We start from the raw sequence: 17,983 nt of genomic DNA on the forward strand, positions 1-17,983 counted from the left end.
GCAATTTCCACGCATCAAGCACTTTTACACTAAGGCATAAATTATGAAAAAAATGACTGCCATGCTCTTTTCTCTGGCCGTGGGGCTTAACACCGTCTCCATGGCGGCGAAAGCTGACGCACCAAAAGAGCAGGAAACGGACGTCCTTTTAATTGGTGGCGGTATCATGAGCGCCACGCTGGGAACCTATCTGCAAGAACTGCAGCCGGACTGGTCTATGACCATGGTCGAGCGCCTTGATGGCGTGGCGCAGGAGAGTTCGAACGGATGGAATAACGCCGGTACCGGACATTCGGCACTCATGGAACTGAACTATACGCCGCAGAAAAAGGACGGTTCCATTAGTATCGAGAAGGCGGTAGAGATCAACGAAGCATTCCAGGTTTCTCGCCAGTTCTGGTCTCATCAGGTCAACAGCGGCGTGATGCACGACCCGCACTCCTTCATCAACACCGTGCCGCACATGAGCTTTGTGTGGGGTGAGCAGAACGTCAACTTCCTGCGCGCGCGCTACGCCGCTCTGCAGCAGAGCACGCTGTTCCGCGGGATGAAATACTCTGAAGACCACGCGCAGATTAAAGAGTGGGCTCCGCTGGTCATGGAAGGTCGTGACCCGAACCAGAAAGTGGCGGCGACCCGTACCGAAATTGGTACCGACGTTAACTACGGTGAAATTACCCGTCAGCTGGTGACGTCTCTGAAGAAAAAAGAGAACTTCAACCTGCAGCTCAGCACCGAAGTGCGTGGTTTCAAGCGCAACGCGGATAACAGCTGGAGCGTGACCGTCGCCGATCTGAAAAACAACGAAGCCGAGCACGTCATCAAGGCGAAGTTTGTCTTTATCGGTGCGGGCGGCGCGGCGCTGAAGCTGCTGCAGGAGTCCGGTATTCCGGAAGCGGACGACTACGCGGGCTTCCCGGTGGGCGGCCAGTTCCTGGTGTCAGAAAACCCGGAAGTGGTGAATCGTCATCTGGCAAAAGTGTACGGCCAGGCTTCCGTTGGCGCACCGCCGATGTCTGTTCCGCACATCGACACCCGTATGCTTGACGGCAAACGCGTGGTGCTGTTTGGGCCGTTCGCGACCTTCTCCACCAAGTTCCTGAAAAATGGCTCCCTGTGGGATCTGCTCAGCGCCACGACCACCTCTAACGTCAAGCCGATGATGGATGTGGGTCTGGATAACTTCGACCTGGTTAAATACCTGATTAGCCAGGTGATGCTCTCTGACGACGACCGCTTCGAGGCGCTGAAAGAGTACTATCCGCAGGCGAAAAAAGAAGACTGGCGTCTGTGGCAGGCGGGTCAGCGCGTACAGATCATCAAGCGCGATCCGAAAGAGGGCGGAGTGCTGCGTCTGGGTACCGAAGTGGTAAGCGATAAGGATGGCACCATTGCCGCGCTGCTGGGTGCATCACCGGGCGCGTCTACCGCTGCGCCAATCATGCTGCACCTGATGGAAAAAGTGTTTAAAGACAAAGTCGCCAGCCCGGAATGGCAGGCGAAGCTGAAAACTATTATTCCATCCTACGGCACGAAGCTGAACGGCAACGTGAGCGCGACGGAGCAGGAGCTTGAATACACCAGCCGCGTACTGCAGCTGCAATACATCAAGCCACAGGCTGCGGATGCTGCGCCAAAAGCGGAGCTGAAGCCTCAGCCGGAAAACAAACCGGTTGCGGATATCGCGCTGTAAGGTAAAAGCAAAACGGTAACATCCGTTACCGTTTTTAGTGTTTTCTCCCTCTCCCGGTGGGAGAGGGGTGGGGTGAGGGCACCAGAGCGCACCCTTTCCGGGTCGGGTAAGGCGAAGTCGCCACCCGACTTATTTTTAACGTACTACCGCTTGTCCGACGTTCTCGTCCGCCTTCCACACGCGATACTTCACTTCCACGTTTTCAGGCGTATAGACCACGATCGGCAGCTTGCTGTTGTAGCGCAGCAGGCTGTTGTTGCCCAGATACGCAGTCACAAATTTCTTCTCTTTCTTGCCGTCCGGGCAGGCCATCATGGTGGAGACCGGAGAGGTCACTTTGTCAAAGACGTAATAGTCGTAACCCCAGCCTTCCAGGGTTTTACTTTCCAGCTGACCGCCCAGACGGTGCTGGTTGCAGTCCACTTCCAGCGTCTTGCCAATTAACAGTTCCACTTTAAAGTTCGCTTCATCCTGCTGAACCGGCAGCTGAATCACCTGACGCTTCATCCCTTTGTCCGCCTGCGGGTACGGAGCCACTTTTTCCAGCGGCTGCTGTTTTGGGGTTTCGCTGGCGAAAGCGCTGCTGCTGACGCACGCGGCGGCGATGAGGGCGATGGCAAATTTAGGTGCGTTTTTCATTGTCATTCCTTTATGTCAAAACGATCCTGCGCAGGTTAACATAACAACGATGGATGACCGGTGTTATTTACTTACATTTTCACTATGGGTAGCGTTATGCGCTTTTAATTTGCCTTTTTAGTGGTTGTTTATGCTGGTGTGGAGTCGGGTGTCAGTTCGTGTTATTTTAGACCCTATATATTGTTATTCATCTGTAAAAGGGAAGAGAGATGGTTCGTGCAAAACTGAAAACGCCTGAAGGCCGCAAGTTCCTCCTGGCGCTGCTGGTCGTATTTATGATTGCTGCCGCGTGCGTGGGGCGGGCAACCATTGTTGGCGTTATCGAACAGTACAATATCCCCCTCTCTGCCTGGACAACCAGCATGTATGTCCTGCAGTCGGCGATGATCTTCGTCTACAGCCTGGTGTTCACCGTTCTGCTGGCCATCCCGCTGGGCATTTTCTTCCTGGGCGGACGTGAGAAGCACTAAGCGCGGACTCGCAATAGCTAAGCCATCCTGCCGGATGGCTTTTTTTATGGTCTCATCCCACTCTCCTCAGGTTTTTTTAATTCGCGATATTCTATCCTGTAAGCATTCAGGCAACTGTTTTTAAAGCAGGAGCGGTAGATGCGTTCCAGATTTCCAGTGCTCAGCCAGATCCCCAAAGGCGTCTGGGTTGTGGGGGGCGTCAGTATGCTGATGGATATCTCGTCAGAGAGTATTCACAGCCTGCTGCCACTTTTTATGATGACCACCCTCGGTACGAGCGTGCTGTTTATCGGCCTGATTGAGGGGCTGGCGGAGGCCACTGCGCTTTTTATTAAGGTCTTTTCGGGGGCGATCAGCGACTACCTGGGTCAACGTAAGGGGCTGGCCCTGTTAGGGTATGGACTGGGGGCGCTAAGCAAACCTCTTTTCGCATTAGCGTCCTCTTCCGGGATGGTTTTAGGCGCACGTCTCATGGACCGTACGGGGAAGGGAATACGGGGCGCACCGCGGGATGCGCTAGTTGCAGACGTCACGCCGCCGGAAATGCGCGGTGCGGCATATGGTCTGCGTCAGTCAATGGATACCACCGGCGCATTTCTTGGTCCATTATTGGCCGTGAGCTTAATGCTGTTGCTGGACAATGATTTTCGCACTGTTTTCTGGATAGCTCTTATCCCCGGTCTGCTTTCAGTTGCCTTGCTCTATTTTGGCCTTCAGGAGCCGAAAACTCCCCTCGAACATAAACGTACTAATCCCATTAAACGAGAGAATTTAAGGCGGCTGGGGAAAGCGTGCTGGTGGGTGATTGGCCTTGGTGCAGTGTTCACGCTTGCCCGGTTTAGCGAGGCTTTTCTTGTACTTCGCGCGCAGCAGTCGGGCGTTCCTCTGGCCCTTATTCCGCTGGTGATGGTGGTCATGAACGTACTCTATTCCCTCTCGGCTTACCCTTTTGGCAAACTTTCTGATGGCATGAGCCACACCCGACTTCTGCAGTGGGGGCTAATGGTGCTGATTGGTGCAGATGTTGTTCTGGCGCTGAGCAGCCACTGGATGGGAGTCATTTTAGGCGTCGCGCTTTGGGGAATACATATGGGTATGACCCAGGGATTACTGGCGGCAATGATCGCAAAAACCGCACCGCCCGATCTGCGCGGCACGGCTTTCGGTATTTTTAGTCTGGTAAGCGGCGTGGGATTATTAATCGCCAGCGTGGGAGCCGGCGCTATATGGGAATCGTTTGGAGCGGAATATACGTTTTATGCCGGAGCGATGATTTGTCTGGCTACGCTAGTGTATCTGCGCAAAACGCCGGACGAGGCGAAATAAAAAACCAGCCATCAGGCTGGTTTTCAGTGTGTTTTTGGTCGGCACGAGAGGATTTGAACCTCCGACCCCCGACACCCCATGACGGTGCGCTACCAGGCTGCGCTACGTGCCGACGCATAAAAAGAATACTACTCGATTCCGTTTTGAATGCAAGGGAATCTGTCGCTAACTGGTTTATTATTAATCAGTTAGCGATGAAGCGCTTCTCATCCGTCAGGACCTGAAGCAGCAGGCTCAGCTGCGGTTTCTGATCTTTCAACCGTTCACCCTGCAGATTATACGTCTGATAATTCCCGTTGCTGTTCAGAACCAGCGTCAGCTTCGGCGTGGTGACTACCAGCGTATTATTCCCCGCCGCCGTCACCCAGCTGTGGCGGCGCGCGGCGCTGAAGAGATCCTGCCCCTGCGAATATTCGTTTGCTGGCGTGCTGACGTGCAGCAGGCGTTGCATCAGGGTAGTCATCACATCTTTATGCTCGGTGAGCATATTGATGCGCTGCGCCGGGGTGCCTGGCCAGTGGATCACCAGCGGAACCTGCAGATTCGGGCGAGACCAGCTCATACTCTTCGTCTCGTCACCTAACGGGATGCCATGGCCCGCGGTCACGATCACCACGGTGTTGTCAAGCTTGCCCGACTCGCGAAGCGCGTCAAGCACGCGGCCTATCTGCGTATCAACGTCGCCAGCCGCGCGACCGTAGCGGCGCGCAAAGTCACTCTTATTGCTGTCAGCAAGCGTTGTGCCGTTAAAGGCAACCCATGAGAACCAGCGGTTATCTTCCTGGGCGTAGCGCTGCAGCCAGTTTATCCATTGGCTGGCGGTCTGCGCATCGGACTGTTTTTGCGCCGTCGGCAGTGAGAAATCGGACAGCAGCGCCTGGCGGTAGAGCGGGCTGTTAAAGCCATCGGACGAGAACAACCCTAACTGATAGCCTTGCTGATTCAGCCCGGTGATCAGCGCCGCAGGCGTGCGGGTAGACAGTACGCCGTCCATATAGCCAGCTGAAATGCCATAGAAGAGGCCAAAGATGCCCGCATCGGCGGTGTTACCGGAGCTCATATGCTGAGTAAACGAGACGTTTTGACTCGCGAAAGCGGCCAGCGCTGGCATCTGCTTCTCGAAACGGGAATAGTTCAGGCCATCGACGGTGATCAGCAGGACGTTTTGCCCGCGCCCCATATCGCGGTAGTTCAGGTCGCTCAGAGGATACTGAACGCTGACGGCTTCCGGGTTACCCTGCTCGATAAGACGGCGCTGGTACTCCTGCGCATCAAGCAGGCCGTGTTTCTCGAGGAAGCGACGGGCCGTCATCGGGTACGAGAGCGGCAGGTTCGCGCGCTGCATGGTAATAGGGCGATAGAAGTTCGCATCCGCCCAGATATACATGATGTGCGAACTGATAAAGGAGACGAAAAAGAGCGCGGCGACGGGCTTCGCATAATGGCGTCGCCGGGTCAGGCTGCGGAGCTTTTGCCAGCTCCAGGTAGCGAACAGCATCTCAATCAGCAGGATCACCGGGACGCTGATAAACATCAGCTGCCAGTCACGGGCCGTTTCGTTCTGGTCGGGGTTAATCACCAGTTCCCAGACGATGGGGTTGAGGTGCAGGTGGAAGCGGGTGAACACTTCACTGTCGATAAGCAGCAGCGTCATCCCCACCGTCGCAAGAATGGCGGACAAGAACCGCATCAGACGCTGCGACATGACGATAAACGTCAAGGGGAACAGGATCAGCAGATAGGTGGCGAAAACCAAAAAGCTAAAGTGACCGACAACGCTCATCCAGGAGTAGATACGCCCGGTTAGCGTTGTTGGCCAGTCTGCGACAAACAGATAACGACAGCCAATGACCGTCGCCAGCAGAATGTTGAACAGGGCAAACCAGTGCCCCCAGCTGACCATCTGGGAGACTTTTTCACGGTAGCGCTGACGATTCGTCACCATAAACTGTTGTTCGTATCCCTTAATGGGCCGGGTCGTTGCTGACGGACGACTGTAAAGCCTGAGCGAACGATTTTGCGATCGCCTGACGCTGAGCCGGAGCAACGCTGGTGTTAATCAGGTTGGTGACCATATTTCCCAAAACCATCAGGGAGAGATCGGTCGGCGTTTTATGTTTTTCCAGTACGTTGACCAGCTCACTGAGCAGTTGTTCAACGTGTTCATCACTGTAGCGGGAATGTTGTGGCATAAATCAAAATCAGTTTGTTGATGAAAGGGCAACATATTACCGTAGCAACAGCTTTTTTTCCCCTTTTTTATCTGTTGTTGCACACATGTCCTGGTGGTGGTTGAATACCGCCCGGTCTAAAAGGAGAGTTTATCATGAGTCTGGAAATCAACCAGATTGCCTTGCACCAGCTTATCAAGCGTGATGAGCAAACCCTTGAAGTGGTGCTGCGCGATTCGTTACTGGAACCCACGGCGACCGTGGCGGAGATGATGGCAGAGCTGCATCGCGTCTACAGCGCCAAAAATAAAGCCTATGGCCTGTTCAGCGAAGAGAGTGAACTGGCTGAGAGCCTGCGCCTGCAGCGTCAGGGCGAAGAGGATTTCCTGGCGTTTAGCCGCGCCGCCACCGGGCGTCTGCGCGACGAGCTGGCGAAATATCCGTTCGCCGACGGCGGGATCGTGCTGTTCTGCCACTATCGCTACCTGGCGGTAGAGTATCTGCTGGTTACCGTGCTGAATAACTTAAGCAGCATGCGCGTGAACGAGCAGCTGGATATCAGCTCAACGCATTATCTGGATATCAACCATGCGGATATCGTGGCGCGTATTGATTTGACCGAATGGGAAACCAACCCGGAGTCGACCCGCTACCTGACTTTCCTGAAGGGGCGCGTGGGCCGCAAAGTGGCAGATTTCTTTATGGATTTCCTCGGTGCCAGTGAAGGTCTTAACGCCAAAGCACAGAACAAAGGGCTTCTCCAGGCGGTTGACGACTTCACGGCTGAAGCGCAGCTCGATAAATCTGAGCGCCAGACCGTGCGCCAGCAGGTTTACAGCTACTGCAACGAACAGCTGCAGGCAGGGGAGGAGATCGAGCTGGAGTCCCTGTCAAAAGAGCTGGCCGGCGTCAGCGAAGTCAGCTTCCAGGAATTCACCGCGGAGAAAGGCTATGAGCTTGAAGAGAGCTTCCCGGCGGATCGCAGCACGCTGCGTCAGTTAACCAAGTTTGCCGGCAGCGGCGGCGGGTTAACCATCAACTTTGACGCGATGTTGCTGGGTGAACGCATCTTCTGGGATCCGGCCACCGATACGCTGACCATTAAAGGCACGCCGCCGAACCTGCGCGATCAGCTTCAGCGCCGCACCTCGGGCGGGAAATAGCAGCCATAAAAAAACCCCGCAGAAGCGGGGTTTTTTTCGACGTGTTTGCGATTACGCGCGAACGAAGTCGATGTGAGACAGTTTTGGCTTGAACGGGTGACGCTGAACAGCCTGAACTTTCACTTTTTCTTCTTTACCGCCAACAACGATGGTCAGAACTTCGCTGTAGAATTCAGCTTTGGTCTGCAGGTTCCACAGTTTGTCGTGATCCAGTTCGATTGCAACTGGAGCAGCTTCGCCACCGTAAACGATAGCCGGGAACTTGTTAGCGTTACGCAGGCGGCGGCTCGCACCCTTACCCTGCACGTTACGTACTTCTGCTTCGATAGTGAACATTGATTTCTCTCTGTATTTAAAACCCTGCTACAGGCGACCCAGCAGCAGGTGAGTGTTCTGCCTCACGGATGTGAAGCGGGCGGCATTTTATACTCAAATGCCCCTCACATCAATGAAAAGTCCCGCTAACCGCGCAATTCGTTGGCGCGACGGAAGCGACCTTCGTAGTCAAAGAGCTTCTCGCGCACCTGCCAGAACTGGCCTTTCTTACGGGCGACGACAAAATCCGGATGGCGCAATAGCACCTGCTGGCGCACGATATCGGCCACGGTTATCCAGCGCAGGGGCACGCCAGGCGTGCGGGTATGCGGGCGGATAAACAGCTGCTCGAAGGCCATTCGCTGGGCAGGCGTCTGAACCCGGAAGCGCTCGCTGACGTCCGCCCCGTCTTCATCGTAATAGGTGATTTTCAACCACTCGCCTTTTTCATCGGCGCCGGGCTGCAGCGCCATGCCGGAACAGCGCAGCACCAGGGCATCTTTCAGCTTTAATGCTGCTTTCAGCATGTCGTCCGGGTCAACCAGCACCGTGTCGCATTCCCGGCAGCGGCGGGCGGCAATGTCGTTTTCGGCGTTGCACTGTGGGCAGTTTTTGAACCGGAAGCGGAAATCGCACTGCTCGCGATGCCCGTCATCATCTTCAAACCAGCCCTGACAGCGGCGACCAAAGTGTTCGATCAGCGTACCGTCGGCGGTGGTTTTTCCCCAGAAGGTGTTGGCAAAACCGCAGGCAGGGCAAAAGACCTGCACGGGCACGTTGTCGCTTTTTCCTTTTGGCGAGCCGACCTCAGGCGTATAGAGATCGTGCGGGTTACCGGCATAATCCAGAATCAGGCAGTCTGTTTTTCCCGGGGCCAGACGCAGGCCGCGGCCAACAATCTGCTGATACAGACTGACCGATTCGGTCGGGCGCAAAATGGCGATAAGGTCGACGTGCGGGGCGTCAAAGCCGGTGGTCAATACCGACACGTTTACCAGATAGCGGAACCGCTGGGCCTTAAACGCGTCAATCAGGCCGTCGCGCTCCGGGCCGGGCGTCTCGCCGGTGATTAACGCCGCGTCACCGGCGGGCAATAACCCGGTGATTTCTCGCGCGTGCTCAACGGTGGCGGCAAAGATCATCACCCCTTTGCGCGTCGCGGCGAACTCCTCTATCTGGCTGATGATATGCGGCGTAATACGCTTCTGCTTTTTCAGCTCCTGGTTGAGATCCGCTTCGCTGAATAAGCCGTTGCTCTGCGCCTGCAGACGGCTGAAATCGTACTGCACCACCGGCATATCCAGCCGTTCAGGCGGCGTCAGGTAGCCATGTTTGATCATGTAACGCAGCGGAAGTTCGTAAATGCAGTCGCTGAACAGGGCCTTGTCATCGCCGCGCACCATGCCGTGATAATGGTAGCGATAGATCCAGCCTTTCCCCAGGCGAAACGGGGTCGCCGTCAGGCCCAGCAGGCGCAGGTGAGGGTTCACCGCTTTCAGGTGAGCCAGGATCTGCTGATACTGGCTGTCGTCGTCATCGCTGATGCGGTGGCACTCGTCGACAATCAGCAGCGAAAATTCGCTGCGAAACAGGTCCAGATTGCGCGCCACCGACTGCACGCTGCCAAAGACCACTTTACCGTGGCTCTCTTTGCGCTTCAGCCCGGCGGCGAAAATATCGGCTTCCAGCCCAAGCGCACAATACTTGGCGTGGTTTTGCGCGACGAGCTCTTTGACGTGCGCCAGCACCAGCACGCGACCGCGCGCCAGACGCGCCAGTTCGGCGATGACAAGGCTTTTGCCTGCGCCGGTCGGGAGCACAATCGCCGCTGGCTCGCGGTGTTTACGGAACCAGGCGAGGGTGGCGTCAACGGCTTCCTGCTGATAGGGGCGAAGTGTAAAAGTCATGGGGTCTCGGTTTCGTTATTCCGCACATAGTATGCCACGAAACTTTTTCCCTTGAGTGGCGCAACCAGACCATTATACTGAACCGTTCCAGACTGCTTCTTTTTTCGGACCTGTTGTCCGACTTCCAGCACCATTAAGGCTAAAAAGATTTCATGCGACTTGATAAGTTTATCGCTCAGCAACTCGGCGTAAGCCGCGCTATTGCCGGGCGTGAAATTCGCGCCAGCCGCGTTACCGTGGATGGCGACATTGTGAAAGACACCGCTTTCAAACTTCAGCCTGACCATCAGGTGGAGTATGACGGCAATCCGCTGACCCAGCAGCACGGTCCGCGCTACTTCATGCTCAATAAGCCGGAAGGCTACGTCTGCTCAACGGACGATCCGGATCATCCGACGGTACTCTATTTCCTCGACGAACCGGTGGCGCACAAGCTGCACGCCGCAGGCCGCCTCGACATCGACACCACGGGTCTGGTGCTGATGACCGACGACGGGCAGTGGTCGCATCGCATTACTTCCCCGCGTCATCACTGCGAGAAAACCTATCTGGTCACGCTGGAGTCGCCGGTGTCGGATGACACGGCAGAGCAATTCACGAAGGGCGTTCAGCTGCATAATGAAAAAGATCTGACCAAACCCGCCGTGCTTGAGGTGATTACGCCGACGGAAGTCCGTCTGACCATCAGCGAAGGGCGCTACCATCAGGTGAAACGTATGTTTGCCGCCGTGGGGAACCGCGTTGTTGGCCTGCATCGTGAGCGGATTGGTGCGATCGAACTCGATCCCGACCTGGCGCCGGGCGAATATCGCCCGTTAACGGAAGAAGAGATCGCCAGCGTCGGTCTGCCTTCGCACTAATTTCAGGAGAGCTCTGTGACCACCAGGCCACACTCGTCGTTCAAAATTGTCTTCATTCTTGGCCTGCTGGCCATGCTGATGCCGCTGTCTATTGATATGTACCTGCCCGCGCTGCCGGTGATTTCTGCGCAGTTTGGCGTCCCGGCGGGCAGCGCGCAGATGACGCTCAGCACCTATATTCTCGGCTTTGCCCTCGGCCAGCTGTTTTATGGCCCGATGGCGGACAGCCTTGGACGCAAGCCCGTTATTCTGGGCGGGACGCTGGTCTTTGCGGCCGCAGCGGTTGCCTGTGCGCTGGCGCAGACCATCGATCATCTGATTATCATGCGCTTCTTTCACGGTCTGGCGGCGGCTGCGGCAAGCGTGGTGATTAACGCCCTGATGCGCGATATCTACCCGAAGGAAGAGTTCTCCCGGATGATGTCGTTCGTGATGCTGGTGACGACGATTGCGCCGCTAGTGGCACCCATGGCCGGTGGTGCGGTGCTGGTGTGGTTTAGCTGGCACGTGATTTTCTGGATCCTGGCCCTGGCCGCGCTGCTGGCTTCGGCGATGATCTTCTTCTTTATTGATGAAACGCTCCCCGTCGAGCGCCGTCAGAAATTCCACATCCGAACCACAATCGGCAACTTTGCCTCGCTGTTCCGCCACAAGCGCGTGCTCAGCTATATGCTGGCAAGCGGGTTCAGCTTCGCCGGGATGTTCTCCTTCCTGAGCGCCGGGCCGTTTGTCTACATCGAGCTGAACCACGTTTCGCCGCAGCACTTCGGCTATTACTTTGCGCTCAACATCGTCTTCCTGTTCATCATGACCATCATCAACAGCCGTTTTGTCCGGCGGGTGGGGGCGCTGAACATGTTCCGCGCCGGGCTGTGGATCCAGTTTGTGATGGCTATCTGGCTGGTGGTGAGCGCGTTTCTGGGCGTGGGCTTCTGGGCGCTGGTGGTCGGCGTAGCGGCCTTTGTCGGCTGCGTGTCGATGGTGTCATCTAATGCGATGGCGGTGATCCTGGATGAGTTTCCGCATATGGCGGGTACCGCCTCTTCCCTGGCGGGGACGTTCCGCTTCGGCATCGGCGCTATCGTTGGCGCGTTGCTTTCGATGGCTACCTTTATGACGGCATGGCCCATGCTGTGGGCGATGGCTTTTTGCGCAACCAGCTCGATACTCTTCTATCTTTACGCCAGTCGACCGCGAAAAGCGGCCCACTAAAACACAGAGAAGGCCCGGCAGGGCCTTTTTTGTTGATGCATATCAACCAAACTCCCGTTCGTTTATTCCGTGTTTGTTTATTTTATGTAAAATCTATTTGTGTAAAAAGTCACATCATTGTATTCAAAAAGGTTGAGTTAGATCGCAGAAACGGGTACATATAGCGCCGACGCGAGCCAGGAAACGGATAAAAAAGCGCTGAATAGTGCAGGCTGGCGATGATGTGTTACTATAAATGTAAATAAATTGTGAAGTAAATTTTGCTTCCGGGGAACGAACGTGAATACATTACAACTCTCCATTGTCCATCGCTTGCCCCAGAGCTATCGCTGGTCGGCGGGTTTTGCAGGTTCGAAAGTTGAACCGATTCCGCAAAGCGTCGCGGGCTGTGAAAACTGCCTGGTGGCACTCAAGCTGTTGAGCCCGAGCGACGAAAATGCATGGCGGGTGATGGAGCGTCTCAGTCAGGCCCTGACGGATATCGAAGTGGACAGCTCCGTGCTGGAGTGTGAAGGTGAGCCGTGCCTGTTTGTGAAAAGCCAGGACGAGTTTGCCGCCACCTGCCGTCTGAAGAATTTTGGCGTTGCCATCGCGGAGCCTTTCTCCGGCCAGTACCCGTTCTGACCGCTAGTCTGCCGACAACAGCTGGCGCGTGTAGCGCTGCGTTGGCGCGCTAAATACGCGCTGGCACTCACCCTGCTCGACCACTTCTCCCTGTCGCAACACAATTACCTGATGGCATAGCGCCCGCACCACCTGAAGATCGTGGCTGATAAAGATATAGGCCAGCCGGTGCTTTTCCTGAAGCCCTTTCAGCAGCGCCAGGATCTGCGCCTGAACGGTTCTGTCCAGCGACGACGTCGGTTCATCAAGAATAATCAGCTCCGGCTTCAGGATCAGCGCGCGGGCAATGGCGATACGCTGGCGCTGCCCGCCGGAGAATTCAGCCGGATAGCGGTGGCGTGTCCCGGCATCTAAGCCCACTTCGGCCATCACCCGCATAACTTCCTGCTCGCGCTGCTGAGCGCTCAGGCCGGGCTGATGTACGCGCAGACCCTCCTCGATAATCTGTAACACGCTGAGCCGGGGGTTAAGCGAGGAGTTGGGATCCTGAAACACCACCTGCATGCGGGGCCGCACGGGCAGCATCTGGCGGCGGTTCCAGCGGTGCAGCGGCATATCGTCAAAGAAGATCTCGCCCTGGGAGGCAATTAAGCGCAGCAGCGCCAGACCGGTGGTGCTTTTGCCCGAACCGGATTCGCCCACCAGCCCCAGGGATTCTCCCGGGCGCAGCGAAAAGCGGATGTTTTTCAGCACCGGATTCTGGTCGACGATGCGCCGCAGAATACCTTTGCGGATCGGGAACGAAACGGACAGATCCTCAACGCGCAGCAGCGGTGTGCTGTCAGCCGCGAGTGGAACCGGGTCGCCGGAGGGTTCGCTGTCGAGCAGGCGCTGCGTATAAGGGTGCTGCGGCGCGCTCAGCAGCGTGGACGCGGTATTCTGTTCAACGCATCGTCCGTTTTGCATCACCGCGACGTTGTCGGCCAGCTTTCTCACAATGCTCAGGTTGTGCGTGATAAACAGCAGGCTCATGTTCAGCTCGTCACGCAGTTCCCGCAGCAGCGTCAATATTTGCGCCTGTACCGTCACGTCCAGCGCCGTTGTGGGCTCGTCGGCAATCAACAGCTCGGGTCGCGTGAGCAGGGCCATAGCGATCATCACGCGCTGGCGTTCGCCGCCGGAGAGCTGATGCGGGAAATCATTCAGCCGTTTGGCCGCATTGCGTATGCCCGTTCGCTCCAGACAGTCCAGAATTTCTCCCCGCGCGGCCTCTTTGCGCATCCCCCGGTGCAGGGAAAGCACTTCATAGAGCTGTTTCTCCAGGCTGTGCAGCGGGTTGAGGGAAACCATCGGCTCCTGGAAGATCATGGCGATTTTGTTGCCGCGAATACCGCGCAGGGTATGTTCGTCGGCATGCAGCAGCGAGCTGCCGTGAAACAGAATATCCCCTTGCGGGTAGCTCACAGGCGGAGAAGGCAGCAGCCGCAGGATGGAGAGTGCTGAAACACTCTTGCCTGAACCCGACTCGCCCACCAGGGCCAGCGTTTCCCCGGGCTGGATCTGCAGCGACAGGTCGGTGACTACGGTGCGCGTCTCGCCCTGCTTAGAAAAAGCAATCGACAGGTTATCAATGCTGAGAAGAGGCTGGGTCATTTTATACCGCCTTGTTCGGATCGAAGGCATCGCGCACGGCTTCGCCAATAAAAATCAGCAGCGACAGCAGCACGGCCACGGAAAGAAAGGCGGCGATGCCTAACCACGGCGCCTGCAGGTTGTTTTTGCCCTGCAGCAGCAGTTCGCCGAGCGACGGGGAACCCAGCGGTAGCCCGAAACCAAGAAAATCCAGCGAGGTGAGGGTGGTGATGGAGCTGCACAGAATAAACGGCAGGAAGGTGAGCGTTGCTACCACCGCGTTGGGCAGCATATGGCGGAAGATGATCCCGCGGTCGCTCACGCCAAGCGCCTGCGCGGCGCGAATGTAGTCGAAATTACGGGTGCGCAGAAACTCCGCCCGCACCACGCCCACCAGCGCCATCCAGCCGAACAGGACGGTGATACCTAACAGCCACCAGAAGCCAGGCTGCACCACGCTGGAAAGCAGGATGATCAGAAACAGCGTAGGCATGCCTGACCAGACTTCAATAACCCGCTGGCCCCACAGGTCAATTTTCCCGCCGTAGTAGCCCTGAACGGCGCCCGCCACGACGCCCATCACGCTTGAGAAGATCGTCAGCATCAGCCCAAAGAGAAGAGAAATTCGCGTGCCATACAGGATGCGCGCCAGCACGTCGCCGCCGTTAGCATCCGTTCCCAGCCAGTTTTGCGCGGAGGGCGGGGAAGGGAAGGGCGTCGTGGTGGCGAAGTTAATGCTGTTGGCGCCAAAGCGCACCGGCGCCCAGAGCGCCCAGCCGTGCTGCTCAATCTGCTGGCGAAGCCACGGATCCTGATACTCCGCCGGTGTTGCAAACGGGCCGCCGAAGTCGCTTTCGCTGTAGTTGGCGATAACCGGCACGTACCAGCGGTCGTTAAAATGCACCAGCAACGGCTTGTCGTTGGCGATCAGCTCCGAACACATGCTTAAGGCAAACAGCACGGCAAAAATCCACAGCGACCAGTAGCCGCGGCGGTTGTGGCGAAAGCGGGCCCAGCGGGCCTGGTTGACGGGGCTTAAACGCGGCATCAGCGGCCCTCAAAATCGATTCGGGGATCGACCAGCGTATAGCTGATATCGCTGATGATATTCAGCAGCAGGCCAATCAGGGTGAAAATATAGAGTGTGCCAAACATCACCGGATAATCGCGTGACACGGTAGCCTCATAGCCCAGCAGCCCCAGGCCGTTGAGCGAGAACATCACCTCTATCAGCAGCGAGCCGGTAAAAAACATGCCGATAAACGTGGCCGGAAATCCGGCGATCACCAGCAGCATGGCGTTGCGGAACACGTGTTTCCACATGATCTGCTTCTCGCTCACGCCCTTGGCACGGGCGGTAACGACGTACTGTTTACGAATTTCATCGAGAAAGGCGTTTTTGGTCAACATGGTCAGGGCCGCGAACCCGCCGATGACCGTGGCCAGCACCGGCAGCGTGATATGCCAGAGATAGTCGGTGATTTTCTGATACCACGGCAGGGAGCTGAAATCGGCGGAGACCAGCCCCCGCAGCGGGAAGAGGTCGAAATAACTGCCCCCGGCAAAAAAGACAATCAGCAGGACGGCAAATAGAAACGCCGGAATGGCATAGCCGATGATGATGAACGTGCTGCTCCAGATATCAAACCGGCTGCCGTTATACACCGCTTTGCGGATCCCGAGCGGTATAGAGACCAGATAGATGATCAGCGTTCCCCACAGCCCCAGCGTTATCGACACCGGCAGGCTTTGCTTGATCAGCGTTAACACTGACGCACTGCGAAACAGGCTGTCGCCAAAATCAAAGCGGATATAATCCCAGAGCATTTTGAAATAGCGCTCGTGAATCGGTTTGTCAAAGCCGTAGCGGTGGGTGATCTCGGCGATCACTTCCGGATCCAGCCCGCGTCCGCCGCGATAATGGCTTTCGCTGATATTCCCTACGCCGGTTCGCGCATGGCTCGCGCCCATCCCTTCACCGCCGCCGCCGGGCATGCCGCCGCTGTTGCCAAATTCAATGGCGGCAATAGCCTGATCGACCGGGCCGCCGGGGGCGATTTGCACGATAAAAAAGTTAATCGTGATGATGGCCCACAGGGTGGGGATGACCAGCAGGAGACGACGGATAAGATAGGCACCCATGATGATTCCTTATCGCCGCTCAGCGGGAAGTTTGGCGGCTTTGTTAACGTCATACCACCAGGTATCAAAGCCCAGGGAGTAGACAGGGCGCACGGCAGGCACGGAGAACTTGTCCCAGCGCGCCAGGCGATCTTCACCCATATACCACATCGGCAGCATGTAGTAGTTCCAGGTCAGGACCCTGTCGAGGGCGCGCCCGAGCGGCAGGAGCTTTTCTTTATCCCCCTGCGCCGCCACTATTTTCGCAATCAGCGCGTCGATCGCCGGGCTTTTTACCCCTGGCGCATTGTATGAAGAGTCAATGTAGCTGGAGGCCCAGGAAATTTGCAGATCCGAGCTGGGCCACGGCTGCGCGGGCCACAGGCGCTGCATCATGTCGTAATCACGGCTGCGCATGCGGCTGGTGATCTGCGCGTTATCGACCTGGCGAATGTTCATGGTCACGCCCAGCCGCTCAAGGTTGTGCTTAAACGGCAGTACCCACTGATCGTTGCCCCCGGACGAGAGCAGCAGCTCAAAGCTGAGAGGCTTGCCCGTTTTGGCATCCACACGCTTTTGATTTTTCAGGTGCCAGCCCGCATCATCCAGCAGCTTGCTGGCTTTCAGCAGGTTGACGCGGTCGTAACCGTCACCGTTCGACGCGGGCGGCTGAAACACGGTGGTGAACACCTGCGGCGGAACCTCTGCTTTTAGCGGCGCCAGCAGTGCCAGCTCGTCGGCTTTCGGGTAATCGCGAGCGGCATATTCGGTGTTCTGGAAATAGCTGTTGGCGCGGCTGTAAGCCCCGTAAAACAACGCTTTGTTCATCCACTCAAAATCAAAGGCCAGGGAAATGGCTTCGCGCACCCGGCGGTCATTAAATACCGGACGCTGAATATTAAACGCCAGCCAGCGGGTGTCCTGGGCAGACTCATTTTTGTGCTCGTCTTTGACGATATAGCCTTTGGCGAAATTTTTACCGATATAGCGGGTCGCCCAGTTTTTGGCGCTGCTTTCTACGCGTAAATCGAAGGCGCCGGCTTTGAACGCTTCAAACGCCACGTTATCGTCGAGGTAGTAATCATAGCGAAGGGTGTCGAAATTCCAGCGCCCGCGGTTTACCGGCAGGTCTGCCGCCCAGTAGTCTTTCACGCGAGAGTAAACGACATATTGCCCCATGCGCCAGTCGGTGATGCGGTATGGGCCGCCTGCCAGCGGCGGCGTGGAAAGCGGGTCGCTTAGCTTATGATTTTTCCAGAACGATTCAGGCATCACCGGCAGCGAGAACAGGCTGAGCATATTCTCTTTGTTCGGTTCGCTCAGCTCGATGCGCACGGTGAGCGGCGCGATGGCTCTGACGGAAGCCCCTTTGTACACGATGCGGAACTGGGGGACGCCTTCGGTCATGAATTTATGGAAGGTGAACGCGACGTCGCTGGCCTTAACCGGTGTGCCATCGTGAAAACGTGCTCGCGGATTCAGCGAGATTTCCGCCCAGGCGAAGTTATCGGCGTAACGCACGTTCTCGGCAATCAGCGGATAATAGCTGCCGGGCTCATCATCGGACGTGACGAAGAGCGTATCGTAAAGCGATTCCGTTCGCGCGGCCGCCACGCCGCGCAGGGCGAAGCGGTTGAAGTTGTCGAATGTTCCCGTGGCGGAAAGCGTGACCTTTCCGCCCTTCGGCGCGGCAGGGTTAACGTAATCGAAGTGCGTAAAATTGACCGCATATTTCGGCTCGCCAATCACCGAGAAGGCGATATTTTCTTTGATGGCCTGCGCCTGGCTGGACAGGCTCGTTAGTGCCAACATCAGCAACATGAAGCGCATAAGCATCTCGCGGCGGCTCCCTCTTTTACAGTCCGACTCGGTTAAGCTGAATAATAAGTGACGTCACGGGCAATGTGAAA

16 protein-coding genes and 1 tRNA gene are annotated in these 17,983 nt (G+C 56.6%); 7 read left to right on the top strand and 10 right to left on the bottom strand.

Annotated elements, in window-relative coordinates; all coding sequences use genetic code 11:
* Positions 1 to 43 precede the first annotated feature (43 nt).
* Positions 44 to 1,693 (top strand): malate dehydrogenase (quinone), encoded by a 1,650-nt coding sequence (mqo, locus tag BJ885_RS10945; protein WP_029740950.1) that lies wholly within the window; start codon positions 44 to 46, stop codon positions 1,691 to 1,693.
* A 135-nt stretch (positions 1,694 to 1,828) separates the two neighbouring features.
* Here mqo and eco read toward each other — a convergent pair whose 3' ends face one another.
* Positions 1,829 to 2,332 (bottom strand): serine protease inhibitor ecotin, encoded by a 504-nt coding sequence (gene eco, locus BJ885_RS10950; RefSeq protein WP_029740951.1) that lies wholly within the window; start codon positions 2,330 to 2,332, stop codon positions 1,829 to 1,831.
* 209 nt (positions 2,333 to 2,541) lie between these two features.
* Between eco and BJ885_RS10955 the strand changes: the two genes are divergently transcribed.
* A complete protein-coding gene (locus BJ885_RS10955; protein ID WP_008500962.1) occupies positions 2,542 to 2,802 on the top strand; it encodes a DUF2534 family protein in 261 nt (86 codons plus the stop codon).
* A gap of 138 nt (positions 2,803 to 2,940) precedes the next feature.
* Positions 2,941 to 4,128 (top strand): MFS transporter, encoded by a 1,188-nt coding sequence (locus tag BJ885_RS10960; RefSeq protein ID WP_029740952.1) that lies wholly within the window; start codon positions 2,941 to 2,943, stop codon positions 4,126 to 4,128.
* Positions 4,129 to 4,163: 35 nt separating this feature from the next.
* On the opposite strand, the gene BJ885_RS10965 is transcribed toward BJ885_RS10960, so the two are convergent.
* From BJ885_RS10965 to BJ885_RS10975, 3 genes are all read right to left on the bottom strand, one after another.
* Positions 4,164 to 4,240, bottom strand: a tRNA-Pro gene (locus BJ885_RS10965).
* 72 nt (positions 4,241 to 4,312) lie between these two features.
* The gene (yejM, locus tag BJ885_RS10970) at positions 4,313 to 6,073 is read right to left on the bottom strand and encodes an LPS biosynthesis-modulating metalloenzyme YejM (protein WP_029740953.1); all 1,761 of its coding nucleotides are present in this window, start codon (positions 6,071 to 6,073) and stop codon (positions 4,313 to 4,315) included.
* 19 nt (positions 6,074 to 6,092) lie between these two features.
* Positions 6,093 to 6,320, bottom strand: a complete 228-nt coding sequence (locus BJ885_RS10975) for a YejL family protein (RefSeq protein WP_008500958.1) — start codon at positions 6,318 to 6,320, stop codon at positions 6,093 to 6,095.
* 134 nt (positions 6,321 to 6,454) lie between these two features.
* Between BJ885_RS10975 and yejK the strand changes: the two genes are divergently transcribed.
* Positions 6,455 to 7,462 carry a nucleoid-associated protein YejK gene (gene yejK / locus BJ885_RS10980; RefSeq protein ID WP_029740954.1) on the top strand — a complete coding sequence of 336 codons (1,008 nt, stop codon included), beginning with the start codon at positions 6,455 to 6,457 and terminating at the stop codon, positions 7,460 to 7,462.
* A gap of 51 nt (positions 7,463 to 7,513) precedes the next feature.
* Here yejK and rplY read toward each other — a convergent pair whose 3' ends face one another.
* Together rplY and BJ885_RS10990 are read right to left on the bottom strand one after the other, a co-directional pair.
* Positions 7,514 to 7,798, bottom strand: coding sequence for a 50S ribosomal protein L25 (gene rplY / locus BJ885_RS10985; RefSeq protein WP_029740955.1), 285 nt, complete (start codon positions 7,796 to 7,798; stop codon positions 7,514 to 7,516).
* Positions 7,799 to 7,923: 125 nt separating this feature from the next.
* On the bottom strand, positions 7,924 to 9,684 hold the full coding sequence (locus BJ885_RS10990; RefSeq protein ID WP_121931927.1) for a DEAD/DEAH box helicase: 1,761 nt from the start codon (positions 9,682 to 9,684) through the stop codon (positions 7,924 to 7,926).
* Positions 9,685 to 9,836: 152 nt separating this feature from the next.
* On the opposite strand from BJ885_RS10990, the gene rsuA reads away from it, so the two are divergent.
* The 3 genes from rsuA (at position 9,837) to BJ885_RS11005 (ending at position 12,380) form a co-directional block, all read left to right on the top strand.
* A complete protein-coding gene (rsuA, locus tag BJ885_RS10995) occupies positions 9,837 to 10,544 on the top strand; it encodes a 16S rRNA pseudouridine(516) synthase RsuA (RefSeq protein WP_029740957.1) in 708 nt (235 codons plus the stop codon).
* 15 nt (positions 10,545 to 10,559) lie between these two features.
* Entirely contained in the window at positions 10,560 to 11,756 is a 1,197-nt protein-coding gene (locus BJ885_RS11000) for a Bcr/CflA family multidrug efflux MFS transporter (protein ID WP_029740958.1), read from the top strand.
* A 279-nt stretch (positions 11,757 to 12,035) separates the two neighbouring features.
* Positions 12,036 to 12,380 (top strand): YejG family protein, encoded by a 345-nt coding sequence (locus BJ885_RS11005; RefSeq protein ID WP_028013883.1) that lies wholly within the window; start codon positions 12,036 to 12,038, stop codon positions 12,378 to 12,380.
* Between the two features lie 3 nt (positions 12,381 to 12,383).
* Here BJ885_RS11005 and yejF read toward each other — a convergent pair whose 3' ends face one another.
* The 4 genes from yejF to BJ885_RS11025 are packed head-to-tail and all read right to left on the bottom strand — an operon-like array spanning position 12,384 to position 17,909.
* Positions 12,384 to 13,973 (bottom strand): microcin C ABC transporter ATP-binding protein YejF, encoded by a 1,590-nt coding sequence (gene yejF, locus BJ885_RS11010; RefSeq protein WP_121931928.1) that lies wholly within the window; start codon positions 13,971 to 13,973, stop codon positions 12,384 to 12,386.
* 1 nt (position 13,974) lies between these two features.
* Positions 13,975 to 15,000 (bottom strand): ABC transporter permease, encoded by a 1,026-nt coding sequence (locus tag BJ885_RS11015; RefSeq protein ID WP_023312492.1) that lies wholly within the window; start codon positions 14,998 to 15,000, stop codon positions 13,975 to 13,977.
* Positions 15,000 to 16,094, bottom strand: a complete 1,095-nt coding sequence (locus tag BJ885_RS11020; protein WP_029740961.1) for a microcin C ABC transporter permease YejB — start codon at positions 16,092 to 16,094, stop codon at positions 15,000 to 15,002. Before BJ885_RS11020 ends, BJ885_RS11015 begins: the two co-directional genes overlap by 1 nt.
* Before the next feature lie 9 nt (positions 16,095 to 16,103).
* Entirely contained in the window at positions 16,104 to 17,909 is a 1,806-nt protein-coding gene (locus tag BJ885_RS11025) for an extracellular solute-binding protein (RefSeq protein WP_121931929.1), read from the bottom strand.
* Between the last annotated feature and the right edge of the window lie 74 nt (positions 17,910 to 17,983).

Origin of the sequence: Enterobacter sp. WP_7_1 (assembly GCF_003688535.1) — a bacterium.
GTDB lineage: Bacteria > Pseudomonadota > Gammaproteobacteria > Enterobacterales > Enterobacteriaceae > Enterobacter > Enterobacter asburiae.

Coding starts and splice junctions, on each gene's coding strand:
- mqo (WP_029740950.1), top strand. CDS start 44: ATGAAAAAAATGACTGCCATGCTCTTTTCTCTGGCCGTGGGGCTTAAC.
- eco (WP_029740951.1), bottom strand. CDS start 2,332: ATGAAAAACGCACCTAAATTTGCCATCGCCCTCATCGCCGCCGCGTGC.
- BJ885_RS10955 (WP_008500962.1), top strand. CDS start 2,542: ATGGTTCGTGCAAAACTGAAAACGCCTGAAGGCCGCAAGTTCCTCCTG.
- BJ885_RS10960 (WP_029740952.1), top strand. CDS start 2,941: ATGCGTTCCAGATTTCCAGTGCTCAGCCAGATCCCCAAAGGCGTCTGG.
- yejM (WP_029740953.1), bottom strand. CDS start 6,073: ATGGTGACGAATCGTCAGCGCTACCGTGAAAAAGTCTCCCAGATGGTC.
- BJ885_RS10975 (WP_008500958.1), bottom strand. CDS start 6,320: ATGCCACAACATTCCCGCTACAGTGATGAACACGTTGAACAACTGCTC.
- yejK (WP_029740954.1), top strand. CDS start 6,455: ATGAGTCTGGAAATCAACCAGATTGCCTTGCACCAGCTTATCAAGCGT.
- rplY (WP_029740955.1), bottom strand. CDS start 7,798: ATGTTCACTATCGAAGCAGAAGTACGTAACGTGCAGGGTAAGGGTGCG.
- BJ885_RS10990 (WP_121931927.1), bottom strand. CDS start 9,684: ATGACTTTTACACTTCGCCCCTATCAGCAGGAAGCCGTTGACGCCACC.
- rsuA (WP_029740957.1), top strand. CDS start 9,837: ATGCGACTTGATAAGTTTATCGCTCAGCAACTCGGCGTAAGCCGCGCT.
- yejF (WP_121931928.1), bottom strand. CDS start 13,973: ATGACCCAGCCTCTTCTCAGCATTGATAACCTGTCGATTGCTTTTTCT.
- BJ885_RS11015 (WP_023312492.1), bottom strand. CDS start 15,000: ATGCCGCGTTTAAGCCCCGTCAACCAGGCCCGCTGGGCCCGCTTTCGC.
- BJ885_RS11020 (WP_029740961.1), bottom strand. CDS start 16,094: ATGGGTGCCTATCTTATCCGTCGTCTCCTGCTGGTCATCCCCACCCTG.
- BJ885_RS11025 (WP_121931929.1), bottom strand. CDS start 17,909: ATGCTTATGCGCTTCATGTTGCTGATGTTGGCACTAACGAGCCTGTCC.